General features: G+C 34.0%; 19 protein-coding genes. 1 reads left to right on the plus strand and 18 read right to left on the minus strand.

Annotated features, from left to right (window positions below; all coding sequences use genetic code 11):
* Window positions 1–18: 18 nt before the first annotated feature.
* The 18 genes from CKJ95_RS14415 to CKJ95_RS14500 form a co-directional block, all read right to left on the minus strand.
* Window positions 19–261, minus strand: a complete 243-nt coding sequence (locus tag CKJ95_RS14415) for a hypothetical protein (RefSeq protein WP_099354141.1) — start codon at window positions 259–261, stop codon at window positions 19–21.
* Window positions 262–401: 140 nt separating this feature from the next.
* Window positions 402–656 carry a stage VI sporulation protein F gene (locus CKJ95_RS14420; protein WP_099354142.1) on the minus strand — a complete coding sequence of 85 codons (255 nt, stop codon included), beginning with the start codon at window positions 654–656 and terminating at the stop codon, window positions 402–404.
* Between the two features lie 140 nt (window positions 657–796).
* On the minus strand, window positions 797–925 hold the full coding sequence (locus tag CKJ95_RS14425) for a YjcZ family sporulation protein (protein WP_142353952.1): 129 nt from the start codon (window positions 923–925) through the stop codon (window positions 797–799).
* A 101-nt stretch (window positions 926–1,026) separates the two neighbouring features.
* Window positions 1,027–1,254, minus strand: coding sequence for a hypothetical protein (locus tag CKJ95_RS14430; protein ID WP_099354144.1), 228 nt, complete (start codon window positions 1,252–1,254; stop codon window positions 1,027–1,029).
* 71 nt (window positions 1,255–1,325) lie between these two features.
* The gene (locus CKJ95_RS14435) at window positions 1,326–2,657 is read right to left on the minus strand and encodes a S8 family peptidase (RefSeq protein ID WP_099354145.1); all 1,332 of its coding nucleotides are present in this window, start codon (window positions 2,655–2,657) and stop codon (window positions 1,326–1,328) included.
* A gap of 201 nt (window positions 2,658–2,858) precedes the next feature.
* A complete protein-coding gene (gene pseI, locus CKJ95_RS14440; RefSeq protein WP_099354146.1) occupies window positions 2,859–3,908 on the minus strand; it encodes a pseudaminic acid synthase in 1,050 nt (349 codons plus the stop codon).
* A gap of 20 nt (window positions 3,909–3,928) precedes the next feature.
* Window positions 3,929–4,624, minus strand: coding sequence for a PIG-L deacetylase family protein (locus tag CKJ95_RS14445; protein ID WP_180271522.1), 696 nt, complete (start codon window positions 4,622–4,624; stop codon window positions 3,929–3,931).
* Window positions 4,621–5,304, minus strand: a complete 684-nt coding sequence (locus CKJ95_RS14450; protein WP_099354147.1) for a methionyl-tRNA formyltransferase — start codon at window positions 5,302–5,304, stop codon at window positions 4,621–4,623. The genes CKJ95_RS14445 and CKJ95_RS14450 overlap by 4 nt, the downstream gene beginning before the upstream one ends.
* Window positions 5,282–5,857, minus strand: a complete 576-nt coding sequence (gene pseH, locus CKJ95_RS14455; protein WP_180271523.1) for a UDP-4-amino-4,6-dideoxy-N-acetyl-beta-L-altrosamine N-acetyltransferase — start codon at window positions 5,855–5,857, stop codon at window positions 5,282–5,284. The genes CKJ95_RS14450 and pseH overlap by 23 nt, the downstream gene beginning before the upstream one ends.
* A gap of 4 nt (window positions 5,858–5,861) precedes the next feature.
* On the minus strand, window positions 5,862–6,953 hold the full coding sequence (gene pseG / locus CKJ95_RS14460) for a UDP-2,4-diacetamido-2,4,6-trideoxy-beta-L-altropyranose hydrolase (protein WP_099354149.1): 1,092 nt from the start codon (window positions 6,951–6,953) through the stop codon (window positions 5,862–5,864).
* Complete coding sequence (locus tag CKJ95_RS14465; RefSeq protein ID WP_099354150.1) at window positions 6,950–7,699, minus strand: cytidylyltransferase domain-containing protein; 750 nt, start codon at window positions 7,697–7,699, stop codon at window positions 6,950–6,952. Before CKJ95_RS14465 ends, pseG begins: the two co-directional genes overlap by 4 nt.
* A gap of 30 nt (window positions 7,700–7,729) precedes the next feature.
* Window positions 7,730–9,157 (minus strand): CDP-glycerol glycerophosphotransferase family protein, encoded by a 1,428-nt coding sequence (locus tag CKJ95_RS14470; RefSeq protein ID WP_099354151.1) that lies wholly within the window; start codon window positions 9,155–9,157, stop codon window positions 7,730–7,732.
* Window positions 9,158–9,245: 88 nt separating this feature from the next.
* A complete protein-coding gene (locus CKJ95_RS14475; RefSeq protein ID WP_099354152.1) occupies window positions 9,246–10,364 on the minus strand; it encodes a polysaccharide pyruvyl transferase family protein in 1,119 nt (372 codons plus the stop codon).
* 106 nt (window positions 10,365–10,470) lie between these two features.
* On the minus strand, window positions 10,471–12,108 hold the full coding sequence (locus tag CKJ95_RS14480; RefSeq protein WP_099354153.1) for a CDP-glycerol glycerophosphotransferase family protein: 1,638 nt from the start codon (window positions 12,106–12,108) through the stop codon (window positions 10,471–10,473).
* A gap of 54 nt (window positions 12,109–12,162) precedes the next feature.
* The gene (pseC, locus tag CKJ95_RS14485; RefSeq protein WP_099354154.1) at window positions 12,163–13,356 is read right to left on the minus strand and encodes a UDP-4-amino-4,6-dideoxy-N-acetyl-beta-L-altrosamine transaminase; all 1,194 of its coding nucleotides are present in this window, start codon (window positions 13,354–13,356) and stop codon (window positions 12,163–12,165) included.
* A 14-nt stretch (window positions 13,357–13,370) separates the two neighbouring features.
* On the minus strand, window positions 13,371–14,315 hold the full coding sequence (locus tag CKJ95_RS14490) for a dTDP-glucose 4,6-dehydratase (protein ID WP_099354155.1): 945 nt from the start codon (window positions 14,313–14,315) through the stop codon (window positions 13,371–13,373).
* 50 nt (window positions 14,316–14,365) lie between these two features.
* On the minus strand, window positions 14,366–15,370 hold the full coding sequence (locus CKJ95_RS14495; protein WP_099354156.1) for an SDR family NAD(P)-dependent oxidoreductase: 1,005 nt from the start codon (window positions 15,368–15,370) through the stop codon (window positions 14,366–14,368).
* A gap of 56 nt (window positions 15,371–15,426) precedes the next feature.
* Window positions 15,427–16,671 (minus strand): surface carbohydrate biosynthesis protein, encoded by a 1,245-nt coding sequence (locus tag CKJ95_RS14500; RefSeq protein WP_180271524.1) that lies wholly within the window; start codon window positions 16,669–16,671, stop codon window positions 15,427–15,429.
* A gap of 402 nt (window positions 16,672–17,073) precedes the next feature.
* Between CKJ95_RS14500 and CKJ95_RS14505 the strand changes: the two genes are divergently transcribed.
* A complete protein-coding gene (locus tag CKJ95_RS14505; RefSeq protein WP_099354158.1) occupies window positions 17,074–17,397 on the plus strand; it encodes a hypothetical protein in 324 nt (107 codons plus the stop codon).
* Window positions 17,398–17,634: the final 237 nt, after the last annotated feature.

Here is a 17,634-nt window from a genome sequence, read left to right on the forward strand (position 1 = left end):
CCTTCCCTTTTTTCTTTTTCATATAGACTCGTTGTAGAGCAACCCTTTGCCAGTATATTGAGAGCGGATATTTTCAATATATTGGCTTTGTTTTTTCGTCATTGCTTTCCGTTCAACTTGGTGTAGATCATAGGTACGCTGGTTATTATTCAATGACACTGGATTAACTTGATGTAGCCTCATTAGGTTTGTTTTATAAGTTGTCGTCCGATGTACATATTGATTATATTGTTCATTGTTGATTGGTAATATATATCCCATGTTTTGCCCTCCATTCCTTTTTTCATTAGTTTTATGTATCGAGCATTAACATTATGTTATTTATTAAAATTTTCGAAGCCTCCCCTGTATTTGTAAGGGTAGTATTAGAAAAGGCCTGGCAACTTGGCCAGACCACTCGCTTATTTTTTATTAATCATTTTCGAAATAGTGTTGAAGTCCATTTTTTGGTCGCCATTTACAATGCTATTTACAATTTTATCTTCAAGCTGTTTGTTTACTGGCTTATTGGCAATTTTAGAAACCTTTTTAATTACATTACGAACTGTATTTTCATCCTTAAAATTTGCATTTTGCAAAGAGTTTGCTAACTGGAGTACCTCCTGCATATTTACGCCTGTTTTCTTTTCGATATTCTTAAAAAAGTTATTGTCCATTATGAAGCCTCCTTACATTGTGTTATATCGTATGACCCTCGCCTAAAAGATGTGCAAGGTCCTTGAAAAAACTATTTCCGTTCATAAATGTAGAAAGTACGAGCCGATTGACTCGTACTTTACTTGGGGGAATGTTGTGATTAGTTATAGAAAGAAGCACCTACAATAATTAATAGGATGAATAATACTACGATTAATACAAATGTATTACCATAGCCGTATCCGCCACCGCCATAACCGTAGCCGCAACCGCCGAATCCGTAGCCCATATTTTGCACCTCCTCTTAAAAAGAGTACATTATAAAATATGTTAGACTTAGTGATTTGGTGAGGACATGAACACAGGGCATACGCGGAAATTCAGGAGACATTACCTATCTAATTTTTTATCTAACTCTTGTTGCTTTTTAGAAAACCATTGTTCCAGCTTTTCCATTCTTGTTTCAAGCTCTTTTTCGAATTCTCCCGCCTGCCTATCTAACTGATTTAATCCCTTGTCTGTTTCGGCAGACCACTTATCTAACTTACCTTTCGCCTCATCATGGTCTTTGTAGTAATCCGCAACAAAACGTTCAATCTCTTTATCAAATTTGCTCAAAATACCACACCTCCAAGTACTATATAAAATGATAAAAACAGGCTACCTGCGCCTGTTTTTATCAAATCAATTTACTTGATTGAGTTTTGTGCATTAATATAGCCAGCACCATACGTGTTGTAATCAATGCCCTTCCATTTATCTGCACCTTTTAGTAGTTCCTTTTTTATATCATCAGGAGTAAAGCTTTTATTCTGTTTTTTCTTGTTTTCAATCATTAATGCTACAACACCGGCACAGAATGGGGTAGCCATCGAAGTACCAGATAAGGTGATATAATGTTCATCAACCCTACTTGCTTTTTGGAACTTATCCAGATATGAGTTAGGAGATCGTAGTGAAACGATATTTACACCTGGAGCTACAATATCTGGCTTAGGAACATTATAAATTGTCGGTCCTCTACTTGAAAATTCTGCGATTGTATCATCTGCTCGCTCATCTAGTGTATTTTTATCATCAAGTGCTCCAACCGTAATAACTTTATCGCTAATACCGGGACTTGCAATTGTATTAGGTTCATCGCCTTCATTTCCTGCTGCCACACATACGACGATTCCACTGTCCCATGCTTTTTCTACGACTTGTACCATTGGATCAGCATCTTCATTATTTAACCTCTGTGCTGTTGCACCAAGCGACATAGAGATAATATCGATTTTGGGTTTGCTCGGATCCTGATTATTTAGGATACACCACTCAACACCCTTCATTACTGTATCGAGTGAACCAGATCCTAGTTTATTTAATACTTTTACACCAACCACATTTGCTTTATGTGCAGGTGCCTTATATTTTCCTCCAGAAGCCATCCCATTGCCAACTGCATCACCCGCACAATGGGTACCATGTCCATTATCATCATAAGGCTCCACCTGACCACTCACCAAATCTTCAAACCCGATAATTCTTCCTTCCAGATCTTGATGTGGATAAATTCCAGTATCGATAACTGCTACTGTTACACCTTCACCTGTAAGCTCAATTCCATTTCGAACAACTTGATCTGCTCTTCCCGCTGGAGTCGCAACATTTAACAGAGCTTTTACTTCCGAATTTAGATAAACTCGTTTTACATTTATACATGTTTGTAAAAGTTCCTCTAAACCAGCAGCTGTAACGGTTGCTGAACAACTTGGAATGGTTTTAAATTCATAATCAATACTGCACCCATAATGACGTTTCATCACTGCCTTTACATTGTCCTTAACTTCATTTTGATCGGTGTACTCGATGATTACTTTAAATTTCCTAGTTTTCTTAATTACTTTTTCGAGTGTTTTGTGCAAAAAACATGGTGTCCATTTAAAGGGGCGATATAAATTCACTAGATTTTTTCTGAGGTTTTTGTCCATTTTTGAACCATAATTCCTTGTAAATTGAACCATTGAAAATCCAAACAATTCTCTCACCTCCTTAATTTCTATTAGTTAATGTATGAAAGGTGAGAGAGATTTGAAGCGGTGTTTGTCCAATTACAACCGCCTATTTTTCTTGTATTCATACACCTTTATAGACTTGCACTTCTTTTTAATTTAATGTCTCTTTAAAATAAAAAAACAGGCAAAATCAGCCTGTTTTATCGAATCTATTTATATTGATTTTTATAAAAGATCCCATGTTAATGGTGTCCCACGTTTTGAATCTCTTGAAATTTTTTTCCCTAATAAACTGCCATAATACCTTGGATGTAATCCAAAACCCGGTCTTATTGATTTTAAGTTTTCAGGAGTGAAGACATCACCTGCTTTCATATCTTTAGTAATGTATAGTGAACGACGATATTTTTTTGAGGATATTTCATGATTAGTTGGTCCATACATGATTTCTCCAAGTGACTGCCAAGCTCTTTTTGTCTCAGTAACAAGAGACTCCATCTCCTGAGGTTCAATTGAAAATATGGAATCTACCCCACCATCGCTTCGGCTTAATGTGAAATGTTTTTCAATAACTGTGGCACCTAAAGCAACACTGGCAACAGCTACACCAATTCCCAAGGTATGATCTGACAACCCTACCTGACATTGGAATAATTCCTTCAAATGAGGAATCGTATTAATATTCGTATTTTCGGGTGAGGCTGGATACGAGCTTGTGCATTTTAACAAAATAATATCTTTACATCCCGCTTCTCTTGCTGATCTCACTGCCTCTTCGATTTCTGCTACTGTAGCCAAACCTGTTGAAATGATCATAGGCTTACCTGTTGAAGCTACCTTTTTTATCAATGGAATATCATTGACTTCAAACGATGCGATTTTATAAAAGGGGACTCCTAATTCTTCCAAAAACTCAACTGCAGTTTCATCGAACGGAGTACTAAACGGAATTATATCCAACTCTCTACATTTTTCAAAAATTGGTTTATGCCACTCCCATGGGGTATATGCCTGTTGATAAAGACTGTATAATGAATTTCCGTTCCAAATGCTGTCTGAATCATTTATATAAAAATCGCTGTTTTCGACATTAAGTGTCATTGTATCTGCAGTATACGTTTGAATTTTCAAAGCATGTACGCCTGACTTAGCTGCTGCTTCTACTATCTTTAAAGCTCGATCTAACGACTGATTATGATTTCCAGACATTTCTGCAATAATGAACGGAGAATGGGTGGACCCAACTAATCTTCCTCCTAGACTTATCTCCTTCATAAAGATCCTCCCTCTCTTTATTATGATTGAATTTTCCGTCCTAAAAGAAAAGCTTCAGCAGCCTGTTTACCTATATTCGCCCCTCGCCAACAGGCTTGGTATTCTAATGCTTTTATAGAACGAGCATGTGGCCATTCTCTCATCTCATAATCATAAGCCTGCAACGATTTTAATTTTAAAGACAATGTGTCTGTAATATCTACATACCAATTAGGTACAAATGGCGGTGCTGAGCCTGTTGTCATCCACTCCGTGCTTGAGGCTGTTTCAAAAAATAAAAGTTCCTCGACAAAGTTATTTTGAGGGAAAGGGCGGCAGGCTGTAATAACGGCTTCATGAATACGTCGGTGATCAATATTAACATCGCCTATATGGTGCGTGTAGATAATATTAGGTTTAATCTCATTTATAAGCTCCTCAACTATTTTGATAAGATCTAAACGATTTAGTGAATCTAAACGATTATCAGGTAAGTCTATTAATTTCAGGGAATGTACACCTAAGATTTCATTAGCCCTTTTCGCTGCAATACCTAATTCAGATAATTCTTCTTTATGCGCGTTACGATTTCTTGTTTTATCTCTACTTGTAATACCTTCAGCAAGAATAACAGTATGAACTTTATCTCCCTCTTTTACATGCCTTGCAATTGTTCCTCCACACCCCAACACCTCGTCATCTGGATGTGCTGCAATCACTAATACTGTCTTAATCATGTAACATCCTTCCTTTTTCTTATTTTTACATCTGCATGTATGTGATCATGTTTTAAAGAACATCTTTCAAACTCTAATCTAAATTCCCCTAATTCTATAAAAGCTTTCGGATAGCCATCTGCATCTAACATTCTTATATTATCAAAAACTTGTTCTATTGTTTTTAATTGGCTAATATCCCCATCTTTAGGCTTTCTTCTCTTAAAAAAGACTGGGTCACCTTCCTGCATTATTGGGGTAGGCTGATGATCGATGATATAAATAATCATTTCTTTTATTATTTTGGCAGCACGCATGTATATCTCTTCAGCATTACCAAATAAAGATAATGGTTTCTTAATATAAACCGGTCCAGCATCTAATTCCTTCTCACACTTCAATGCAGTAATTTTTGTTTCATAAATACCTCGACTGATCAGATTTTGTAATGGGCTCCCTCCTCTTCCATAAGGAAGGTCAGTCATATGGAAAATAACACTTTCAAAGTGTTCATATATTTCGGAGGGGATTATAAAAGACCAATGAAGAAAAAAGACATACCTTGGATTTATTTCAAGTAGTTTTTCCTTTTGCAAGTCTTCTTTCTTATCTATCCAATAAACCTCATGTTCTAACTCATTAGATAATTCTTGGAATACCGAGTGATACCGCTCGTGATTAGCAACTATAACTATCTTCATATACATCAATCCCTTTACATACTAAATCATTCAAAATAAAAGGTCGTTGGAATTCATACCAATCTTTACTTAAGAGACCATAAGTATATACATCTATAAAATTATCATCCTTTTTTATGTGACTCTTAAATAAACCTTCTTGTTTAAATCCTAATTTCTCATGGAACTTAACACTTGCAAAATTGTATGCTAGTATCTCTCCATAAATTTTGTTCATTTTTAGTTTTTTATACGCAAAATCGAAAGCTAGGGTTGCCATTATCGTCCCCGACCCTTTAGTCGCATCTTCCCTTCCAATATAAAACCCCCAATAGCAATGCTCATGTTGATGGTCAATTCCATTAAAGTAAACCAATCCCGTTGGAATTTCATCCATATAAAATAATAAATAAACATCTTTTTTGGATTGAAGGATATGTTGAAACCATGCTTGATGTTCTTCCATCGTAATGACTTTTTCATTGTACATATTTTTTCTAATTCGGTCTTGATTACGCCATGATAATACGATATCTAAATATTCGGATGTCAGAACTTGTAATTTGTACCTCATCATTTTATTTCCTTTCACAAATTGCATGAATAAGAGAGTGTAATTTATCCTTTTCAATTTTCAATAGATCTTTAGATAACCTTTCCATTAGTTTTAATTGTTGAGGGTTATCTAATAAAGATTGAAGTGTTGAAGTAATACATTTTTCAGTAACCTGCTCTTTTGGACCTAAATAGCAAATGATCTTATGTTTACTTAATGTAGATGCAATTAATTCTTGATTCTTTGCAATCGAAATTAAAATTGTTGGTAATCCCATCACACATCTTTCCCAAGTTGTTGTTCCCCCTGCACCAATACACAAATCAGCTTGATTCATCAACTCCGCCATATTATTCACCTGAAGATGGAATGTAATATTTTTACTTTTATTGCAAATAGTCTTTAGATGTTCCTTGTTTTCGTTATTACTTCCTACCACAACATCAACCATGATATCTTTTCGGGATAATGCCTTAATAGCGTAAATCGCCTTCAAAGTTTCGTTTGAAGGGTCAATACCTCCAAAGAAAATTAAAATTCGGCGGATCTGACCATCTCGGTTTCTCAAACAGCCTTTCCTATCCAAGAACTCTTTTCGCAATATTGCGAATTCAGGACCCAAAAATTTTTCACAATTGTCTGGTACTAAGGTTTTGTATCTGGTATCCATATTCTCGTAGAAATTCTGATCTAATAGATAGTGACATTTATGTTTTCGATCTGCTAAATCATCAATTACCATAATTCGTTCTACATAAGGTATCAATTCTTTTTCCCATTCAATATCGATTGCATAATGATCAATAACTAGTAAATCAACACATTTATCTTTTATAAAGGAGATTGTTTCGGCTGCATCTACTTTTTGTGATACTTTAAGCCAATTGGCATGTAAGACATGCCCCCGAAAATGGTGTGCCTCTTTTCTTGGCAACACGATTACCGGGAATCCCTTACCTTTTATATAATCACAAAGATTTCCTTCATGTTTCCGACAAATAAATGTAATTTGTGCTGCACCGTGTTCTTTTAATAGTTCTGCTAGAGTTAAGCACCTCATCACATGCCCTGTCCCTATTTCAAACGAAGCGTCTACACGAATATATACATTCATTCAGGTATATTCTCTCCATCACTTTTTTGTTGAACATGAGCATTAAGAAGAAATAAATCACTTCGTTTTTCTAATAAACGTATAATATCTTCTAATTCAAAATTAGGATTTTTCGGATAAAGAATTTCTATAATGTTTCTTATTAACTCATAGTCCTCTTCCGTATCGACTGTAAGACGATATTTACTTAAATCCCTCTTATATTTAACATTTTTCATTTGAAACTTGGTAGGGTTTCTGAGTATATAAGTGGTGACATGCTCCCGATACAAATATTCGAAACCTTCCTTATATGCCTGTTCCAGTGCGTTGAAGGCAAATACCTCGGTATCGAATCCTCTAGGATAAGTCCTTTCAATCGTATTTGAAACGAAATCATATCTTGGAGCATTTTGTAAAAATGTAGTGATGACTTGATCTATTACACTTGGACTAATCAGTGGACAATCTGAAGTTATGCGTACGATAATATCGGCCTCCGATTCCAAAGCTGCATTGTAATAACGTGCTAACACATCTTCTTCAGAGCCACGGGTATAATCGATTGATAACCTCTCACACAAATCAATAATTGCCTGGTCGCTTTTCTTTGTCGTTGTTGCCACTACAATTTTGTCAATTATTTTTGACTTTTTTAATCTTTCTATTTGATATTCTAATAATGGTTTTCCTAATACTTTCTTTAATACTTTTCCTGGTAACCTAGTGGATCCCATCCTAGCCTGAATAGTAGCTACTATTTTCATTAAAATCACCTTTTGATTTTCATAGATTAATTATTCATTATTCGTCAATCGATTAACTAAACGTTTTATTCGTTCTCCCGATGTTGTATCCTGAGAATAGTTATACGATAAAAAATTCATTCTTATCCTTTGTTCATAATTTACAAGTTTACCATTTAAATAGTTTATAACCTGCTTTGCAAGTTTTACGGGATCTTCTTGGATCAATTTCCCTAATGAATTAAAATACCCTGAGGGTGCGGAAAACTCATTATTAAGAACAAAAACTGGTCGGTCAGCTAACATAGCTTCTAATCCTACAGTAGAATGATACGTGACTACTGCGTCAACGTTTTGGATAATATCATAAAGTTCGACATTCATTGTTGGAAAAACAGAAGAATACTCTTTCGTTAGTTTATAGGGTTTTGTGCTAGGATAGTCCTTGACAATAATATTGACATCCGTTTTTCTTAAGAGGGCTTGAATAAATTCCCTCCACCTATCTATATCTTTCTCACCTCTAACGATCATTAATATTGTATTCTTTTTTGGATCTAAACCTATATTTTTTTGGAATTGATTCTTAGAAAGCGAAGGAGATTTAAAAATTAAATCAAATCGAGGATGACCAATAACTTCAACGGACTGATCCTTAACTCCCATTTGTCTATACCAGTCAACTTCAAATTTCCCATATACAGCATTAACCGTTGCTATTTTGGGAAAATAGCCAAATTCACTTGAAATAATACCATGCTGCATACAGATTGTTGGAATTCCCATTTCTGCTGCAACAAGTGCTAAAGTTCGACTTTCTGGATAATGGGTGGAGGCAAATAGGATACAGGATGTGGGAACACTGTTCAAAAATTTCCTTGATCCATTAATAAGTTTTATCGTTTTCTCAATTTGATTGCATAATACTTGTTGAAACCCCTTATCACTAAATAGTGGATGCTTATTATAAGTGTTAATAATTTTTATTGCACTTTGAGTATTTTTAACTATTCCCGCTTGTTCTCCACTATTTTCAAGATATTGATTTAAATAATAAGTCGGCAAACCTAAAGATTCATTTTTTTCTTTGCTGTTTGTCGTTATCATTTTTCTATCCCTTAGCATAATCGTATTTGAAGGATCGAAATGTTGAATTATCGTTTGCTCTGGAAAACGCAATAAATTTGCAACATCATGCAATACGACTTTTCCATCTTTCCTATTTACTAACTTCTCACTTTTGTGCAAGTTAATAAATGAATCGAATTTGGACTGAACCTCTTCCGTGCTTTCTGTAAGGTTATTTAAATACTTGCCAAAAGACTCGTCATGTAATGCATTCAACAGTTCTTTATTTTTTCGAATTAAACTTCGAAAATGAAATAAATAAGGTAGTGAGATGCCTTTATACGTTAATCCTTTGAAACTATCAATAAAATCAAGGTATAAAGACCAATAATTTCGTTTATAGGTGTCCATTATAACCTCCCAATTATATATTTACTGTTCTTACGGCTTCCATTAAATAAATAGAAAGTAACTAAGCAATCACTTTAATGAACTATAACTATGGAAGCAGCTCCAACAATGGCTTAAATTTTGTTGTCCAAAGGTTATCAACGGCTGTCAGGGTATTTTTAGTTTTTGGGTAACCGTTTTTTATTTCTTTCTTAAACATCTTAATTGCCCTATAAGAAGGATTTGTTTTCCTCATTTCTTTAACCATTTCATTATTTACAGTAATCATTTGATCTGCTTGTTGTATAACCGTTTTTGAAGCAGCTGAATATCCCAAACCATTTACTGTGGCCAAATGACCTAATCCCCTGCCATCTTCAGCTATTAATAAACTTGGTTTTCTAGTTCTAAGAAACCAAATATGCGCATGAAGTCTAAATCCTATATGAACATCGATTTCATCGTAAAAAGCTAACTTCTCAGCCCCTCCTGATAAATCAACCATATTCACCAATTCTCTATTCCAACTTGGATCTAGTAGTTTTTCAAATCTCCCACGATAACCATGAAATGTAAGATATACCTCACAAGAAAACTCTCTCTTTAATTTAAGTGCTAACGAATACGCCATATGCCAATGACTTTTAATATGGGGCATAGATATTGCTATTTTTTTAATCTTTTCTGGAAGTACTGGTTTTGTCCCTATTAAATCATAATCAAATAATGCACAGTCCCCTGTTGTTCCATAACACTCGATCCCATTATTTCGTAGTAGATTTTCAGTGGTTATATCTCTACATGAAATCATACCTGCTTTATTCGTTTCATTAGTTGCTCCAAAGTATTGTAGTAGATCTCTCTTCTCAACTTCATCAATTTTAAGTTGGTTTGACTGTTTGATAGTACCCGGATAAGTACTCCAGCCAGCTCCTATTGCATATATGGGAATGCCCATTTTTTTCGCATTCTCTAGAAAAAGTGTTCTATTTTTAGGAGCAACTTTACTCCCGTTTAATGTTGGCCTTAATCCTGGTGCAAGCACGGCTTTATATTTTGAAAAATCTTTTATAGCTTCAACTCCTTGATCAGGAATACTAATAATATCAATTTCAATATCGTTTCCTTTTATTTTTGTTAATAGGTCTGCAAGACTTTTACTTATTAAATCATCACCTGAATTCTTTGAACCTGTTCCAGGATAAGTTGAAAGAATTAAATACGACATTTTATTCCCCTCCTTGATAGTAATAATATTCAAATATTCATAGATTCCTATAAAGTTTAAGTTAATTTTTAATTATCCTATTCTTCTAATAAGAAAATGATTGGACTTATAATGATTGTATTTTCAATCCATGTGGTATCTTTAAAATTATGCTTTCTTTGACCAACAAAATATCTTGGGCTTTCGAAATTGAATTCAATGCCTTAGAATGAATCAATCGTTTCATACCATTTTGGATTAGATAGATTCTGTTACTCGAATCTTTTATTAGCCTCCCTTCAAATTTAGACTTAGGTGATTGATATGGAAAAGTTCCAGTGAGTTTATAAACAGTCTTTGCGATATTCCTGCCAGCAAATACTTCGGGATATGAGTATTTTATAAACTCTTGAATTTTTTGAGTATATTTTCTACTGAATAATTCTGAATGAAAATATTCGTTTATCTTTTTTGCTAGATCTTCAGGATTTTTATATGCAAATTTGCCTATACTTTCGAAGTAATACTGATTATCCATATTGTAATTCGTGCTTTCCTTCATAAAAAAGACTGGTTTGTTAAATAACATCGCTTCAATAGCAACAGTTGATAACTGTTGAACAACTATATCTACATTCTCGAGCAAATCATATAATTCCATCTTTGTACTTAAATGAACAGATTCTGAAATTGAGGTTATTTGACGATACGGTTTTAATTTATTCCTTAAAACTTCCTTTGGATGGGGTTTTATGATGATTTCTAAAATTGGATTAAGCGAGAGTTTTTCTACCAGTGATTGGAGTGCTTTCTTATTCTGAATAGCATTAGTGGCGATTAGAACGATTTTCTTATTTGGTTTAATATTAAATTTGCTCAGAAAACTGGTTTTAGAAATAGTATGATGGGTAAAGATTCTATCAAAACGTGGATGACCTGTAATCTCAATCCTATCCTCGTTTACCCCTCTAGTTTTATACCAATCCTTTTCGTAGTTACCAAAAACAGCATGCTTTGTAGCAAAAATAGGTAAGAAACCTATTTCATTCGCGATGATTCCGTGTTGGGTACAAATACTTGGAATACCTTTCAAAGCTGCAACCTGCGTTAACGTTCTGGTAAACATCCCATTAGTGTTTCCGACAATTAAACTAGAAATAGGAACTTTTTTCAAATACTCTTCAAAAGCAATGATAAGTTCTATTATTTTAGGTATTGCACTTAGAAACTTGCTCCTAAAATTTTCATGACTAAAGACAGGATGTTTATAGTACTTTTTAAAAATATCATTTGCTTCTTCAATAATTTTAGTAGAAGTAGACTCACTACTTTTGTAGTCATCTAAATAATGGGTAGGACCTATATTCGGATGAATATAATTATTCGTTATTTCTTTTTGTGGATGAAGGAATATACACTTGGTTGGGTGAAAATATTCTATGAATGTTTCAATCGGAAAACGTAAATGATCACCTTTTCCTTGTAATATCAAGGACTTCCCCTTTTTGTTTCCTATGTTCTTATATGCTGAGACCTTTAGATAGCGATCGAAAAAAGGTTGAATTTCATCCGAACGTTGGAATTGATTTTTTATATACGGTATAAGTGTTTCACTTTTCATAATCTCTCTAACTGCTCTGTTAGTAAGATAACTTTGAAAATTCCCGACCAGTGTCAAAGGGATATTTCTATAAGTCAACTTTTCAAAGGCCTCAACAAAATCTGCAAATAATCCCCAATAGTTACGGTAATAGATTGAATTCAATTTACGTCCACTCCAATTATTAGTATTCTTTCTTTACTACTAAATAAAGATGGTTTATTTAGAATAAAAAGAAAGAACCTTAGTAACTCCTTCAATAACATCTTTTACATCTGTTTTAGACATTGCAGGAAATAATGGAAGACTAATAATCTCTTCATAAATCTTCTCAGCATTTGGGCAAAGGCCTTTTTTATATCCCAGTTTTTGATAATACGGATGTAAATAAACAGGTAGATAATGAACATTTACACCTATATTTTCCTTTTGTAAGGCATCATAGATTTCCCGTCGACTAGTACCCAAGCTTTCCAAATCTAGTCGAATGATGTAGAGATGCCAACTACTGTCAATCCCAATTGGTATAATCGGTATCTGTACCTCTTTTCTATTCTCAAATGCGTTGTTATACATTTGGACATATTGCTTTCGTTTTTGGATAAATTGTTCTAACTTTTTCAACTGGGTTAGCCCTAACGATGCCTGAATGTCTGTCATCCTATAGTTAAAACCAAGAAACTGCATTTCATAATACCAAGATCCATGAAAATCATTTAATTTAGCGGTATCCCTTGTAATACCATGACTCCTAAATTGAATTAGTTTTTCATAATAGTCTTTATTATCAGTTGTAATGATTCCTCCTTCCCCTGTTGTGATATGTTTAACTGGATGAAAGCTGAACATTGTCATATCACTGATAGAACCAATTTTATTCCCTTGATATGTGGCTCCTAGTGCATGTGCGGCATCTTCTATTACAATAAGGCCATGCTCTTTTGCAAGTGACATTATGTGATCAAGTTCAGCTGGCTGCCCTGTAAAGTCAACTGGTATAATGGCTTTTGTATTTTTTGTGATAATTGGTTTAATTTCTTTAGGGGATATATTGTATGTTTTGGGGTTAATATCTGCAAAGACGGGTTTTCCTCCTAAGTAGCGGACGCAGTTTGCACTGGCAGCAAAAGTCATTGGTGTAGTTATTACTTCATCGCCTTCTTTAATACCCGCTACAAAACAGGCAGCATGTAATGCAGCTGTTCCATTAGAAAATGCTACTGCATATTTCGCTCCTACATAATCAGCAATCTCTTTTTCAAACTTAGAAATCATTGGACCTGTTGTTAAGAAATCACTTTTTAACACACTTGTAACAGCTTCTATATCTTCATTGTTTATGAATTGTCTACTATAGGGTAAATATGAATCTCGGACAGGCTTTCCGCCGTGTATCGCCAGTTTACCTACCATTTATTGGCCTCCTTCTATACTAGTTTAGTATTTTTTATCCATGCCTCTGTGCGCTTAATCCCTTCTTCTAAACTAATTTCAGGTCCCCATCCCAATAGTTTTTTCGCTTTTTCATAGTTACACAATAATTTGGGAATCTCACTTTGAGGATGAATATGTTCGACATGTTTGATTTGCGAAGAGTCTCTCGCAATTAGTTTAGCTAAATCATTAATACTGATATCTCGGCCTAAACCTGCATTTACAATTTCTCCATTCACATTATTTGAATAACCTGCTAATACTACGAATCTGGCACAATCTTCAACATAGAGTAGGTCCCGAGTTTGTGTTCCATCTCCATAGATAAATAGGGGAATTCCTTGAAGTTTATTTTTAATGAAGATAGCTACAACTCCTCCTTCACCGCCAGTTTTTTGGAAAGGCCCATATGTGTTAAAAGGCCGGATTACTACGGCGGGGAGACCGTATGCATAATAATATGACAACACCATATTCTCTGCAGCAATCTTGGAGCCTGCATAAGGAGATGCTGGTTTAATAGGGTCTGTCTCCTTAATACCATCAAGATTCGTAGCTCGATCATAGACCATACAGGTACTCATAAATACTAGCTTTACATTATTTTCTTTGCATTTTTCTAGTATATTGAATGTACCGATTGTATCATTTTCAAAGGTAGTTTTCGGATCATCAATACTATCTTGGACATTAATACTTGCCCCTAAGTGATAACAAATATCAAATTCATTCTTAAATAATTCTTCAAGTAAACCTACATCATTTATGTTCCCTTTAATAAAATCCCTAAAGTTTTTATCTTTCATAAGTTCTTCAAGATTTTTTTCTCTTCCGTTAGAAAGGTCATCTATAACCCAGACATTATGGCCATCATTCAAAAGTTTTTTTACAACCCATCTGCCAATAAAACCTGCTCCACCTGTAACTAGAACATTCAAATCGTTTCATCCTTTCCATAATGAAATGTGTAAAAACATGCTTTTCATCTTTAGATTAGTTGTTCATTTATTAGTAATTGCCGTAATTCCTCAAGCGAGAGAGGATTTTGATTCATTGAACTGTAGGTACTTTGCTTTGCCATCTTTACATCTTTATAATTTAATTCTTTCTGATAGAGTCCTGGAATCACATACATATTTGGGAGTTCCAGTGCCGTTTTTGATTCATCATATGTCATCAATTCCTCGTACATTTTTTCCCCAGGTCTAAGACCAATTTCTTCTATTGTTATTTCATTAACTTCTAAGCTATATTTATTACATGTTTCCTCGACTACAATTTCTGCCAAATTACCTATTTGAATAACAGGCATTTTTAATACAAAAACTTCTCCTCCTTTTGCTTCTTGAAGGGCTTTTAATGTGAGTTCGGTCGCCTCACTTAAAGTCATCATAAAACGTGTCATTTTATGGTCCGTAACAGTTATTTTTTTGTTTTCTAAAATTTGCTCCTTAAACAATGGAATAACTGATCCCCTAGACCCCATAACATTTCCAAAGCGGACACTTGCAAAAATTGTGTTTCTTTTTCCTTTACTATATTCAGCCGATGAAATTAATCTTTCCGCTGTAAGCTTAGTTGCACCATAGGTATTCGTAGGTGAAATTGCTTTATCTGAGCTTGTAAATATTACCTTTTTAACACCCTGTGAATTAGCGGCTTTAATGACATTATAGGTACCCTGTACATTTGTTAAGACCGCTTCAAACGGGTTATATTCACAAGACGATACGTGCTTCATCGCAGCTAGATGTAAAACATAATCAACATCTTCCATAGCAGTATATACGCGTTCATAATCACGTACATCTCCAATTAAAAATCGAACATTATCCCTCATACCTAATTCGTTTTGAAAATGGAATTGTTTAAATTCATCACGACTAAATATCCTTATAACACTTGGCGCCTCCTTGAGAATAGACTTAACGATGCTTTTGCCAATTGTACCAGTTCCTCCTATTACTAAAATTTTTTTTCCTTTAAAGAACATCTCAATCCCCCTTCTTTCGTGTTTCCCGATATTCCTTTTATTTGATTCGATAGTTCTTAATCTTCTATTGAAAGACTAATATCGAATAAGTTTTCGTCAATTTTATTAATAATCACATTATTATTTGCATTATCAATTACATCGATTTTTTTAAAAAAGCTCCTAATTTGTTCAATCGTTAAGGTAGTAAATTTATAGGACTGTTTACGAGAATCGGAAGCAGATTGATAACTCCCTCTTCCGTTAAAAGGTTTATTTCTAATGGTAATTTGATTTAAAAGTCGAATAATCTTTTCATAAGAATATCGATCATCCATAACTCCATAAAAATAAGATAAATAAGTGTTGGCAGTAGGATTATGAGGAGTATACGTACCACTGCTTGAGGAATATAATTGTACAAAGTCTATAATTTCACTAGTGTTATATGCCACTACACTTAATTTGTTCGGTAATTCTACATCATAGCTATCACATGTAAATGGTAAGTAAGCAATAACTGGCTTTCGAAGTAGAAATGCTTCAATACCTGTAGTGCATCCGTTATGAATGACAACCCTAGAAGCTAATAACCAATTAATCACATTACCCTCATGTATAACATGAATATTTTTATAATTTGAAAGCTGTTGTTTATACGTTGAGAAACTCTCCCCTGGATGTGGTCTTATCACAATATTCATAGCTGGAAATTCTTCTGCTAATTCTGTTATCATTGTTAAGAAACTCTCAAACAAGTTCTTCATGTATTGAATACCAGGATTCAATTTGGTATTTCTCAAACCCGTATAATGATTGTAAATAGGAAACCTGGTATTTATGAGTATGAAATCACCATAATTTTCTTGGATTTTATCAGCACTGTCTTTATATAGTGAATGAAATTTTTCTTTTAATAAATCAAACCTCGGATTGCCTACTATATGGCACTTTTCGCGAAATTGAGGATAGGAATTAGTAATAATCTCTTCCTGAAATTTCCCCCAACAGTATTCTTGGTCCACATAAGTAAGCAAATCATGTCTCATTCTATCTTTTAAATAATTACTAGTATCATTAATAATCAAACCCTCTTCATCAAGTTCAACTAAAATATGACCATACTTTTTCGCATTTCCTAATACTCTTTTTCGATAGCGATTAGGATATCCTTTTGAAAAAAATATCCCATTCGGAAACACAAACGATGCTCTCTCCACTCTCGTGTGTTCTCCTATAATGACTCTAAAGTTCTCCTTAACTGCGTAATAGGCTAATAGTAATTTTGCATCTAATTCTCTTACCTTTGTTTCTACAGGCAAGTATAGCCACCTTTGCACACTCTGGTTTTGTCCCACTCCTTTTCCTCCATTCACTAACAAGATCCAAGAGATTAGTAAATATGGATTTCACATATTGTTAAATATATGAAACTAGGTATTAAAAAGGTGCTAGAAATCAATGTCCAATTTAAAACTAGTCTTTTTTATGTTTTTGAAATAATGCTAGATTTGCACTTTAGACTCGGTAAGAAATGGCATTAAAATTTCCTCATTTTAGTATTACTAGATAAAATAACTAGAAACTAATTAAATTTTCCCTACAAAATATCCTAAATACACCATTAATTTATAAAATGTGCTTTTTTTATAGTAGTTTTGCCGTCCCCTTTTTAAGAGTTAGCTTATATAATTCAGTATTGAGATGAAAGGAGGGAAATTGATATGCCTAAACATCATAATCATGATCATAATCATGACCATAATCATGGGAATGGGAATGGGAATGGAAATGCAGGGCAGCAACTTGGTGTATTATTTATCTACTGGAATTTTGATACCCAACAAGTTGTTGAAGTTCACAAAAGCCCAGAATATTATGACACAGGTTGCCCATTACTTGGACCTGGTGATTCGATTCTTGATGCCCTTGCTTGTTTATTTGCACAAGGATATCAACTTCAACCTGGTGCTGTTGTTGTAACTAATGACGACGTAAGCGATGCAGAACGAATTGTACTATACACTTTAGTACGAGGTGTAAACTAAACATTTGCTTAAAAAGAGAAACCAAGAAGAATATTTCTTGGTTTCTCAACTTCAGGATACAAAACAACCCATCATTTATTCTTTGATTGAACAACCATTTTTCACATCCGTTGAGTACTGACTTAAATATGTCTACATAATAAAAATGTTGCAATTTACTCAATGAACCCCAGAAAATTTTAGGCTTTTTTATCAATTATCGTTTATATAGGCATCAATACAGGCTATTCCTAGAGT

Origin of the sequence: Fredinandcohnia onubensis, assembly GCF_002734285.1 — a bacterium.
Classification (GTDB): Bacteria; Bacillota; Bacilli; order Bacillales; family Bacillaceae_L; genus Ferdinandcohnia; species Ferdinandcohnia onubensis_A.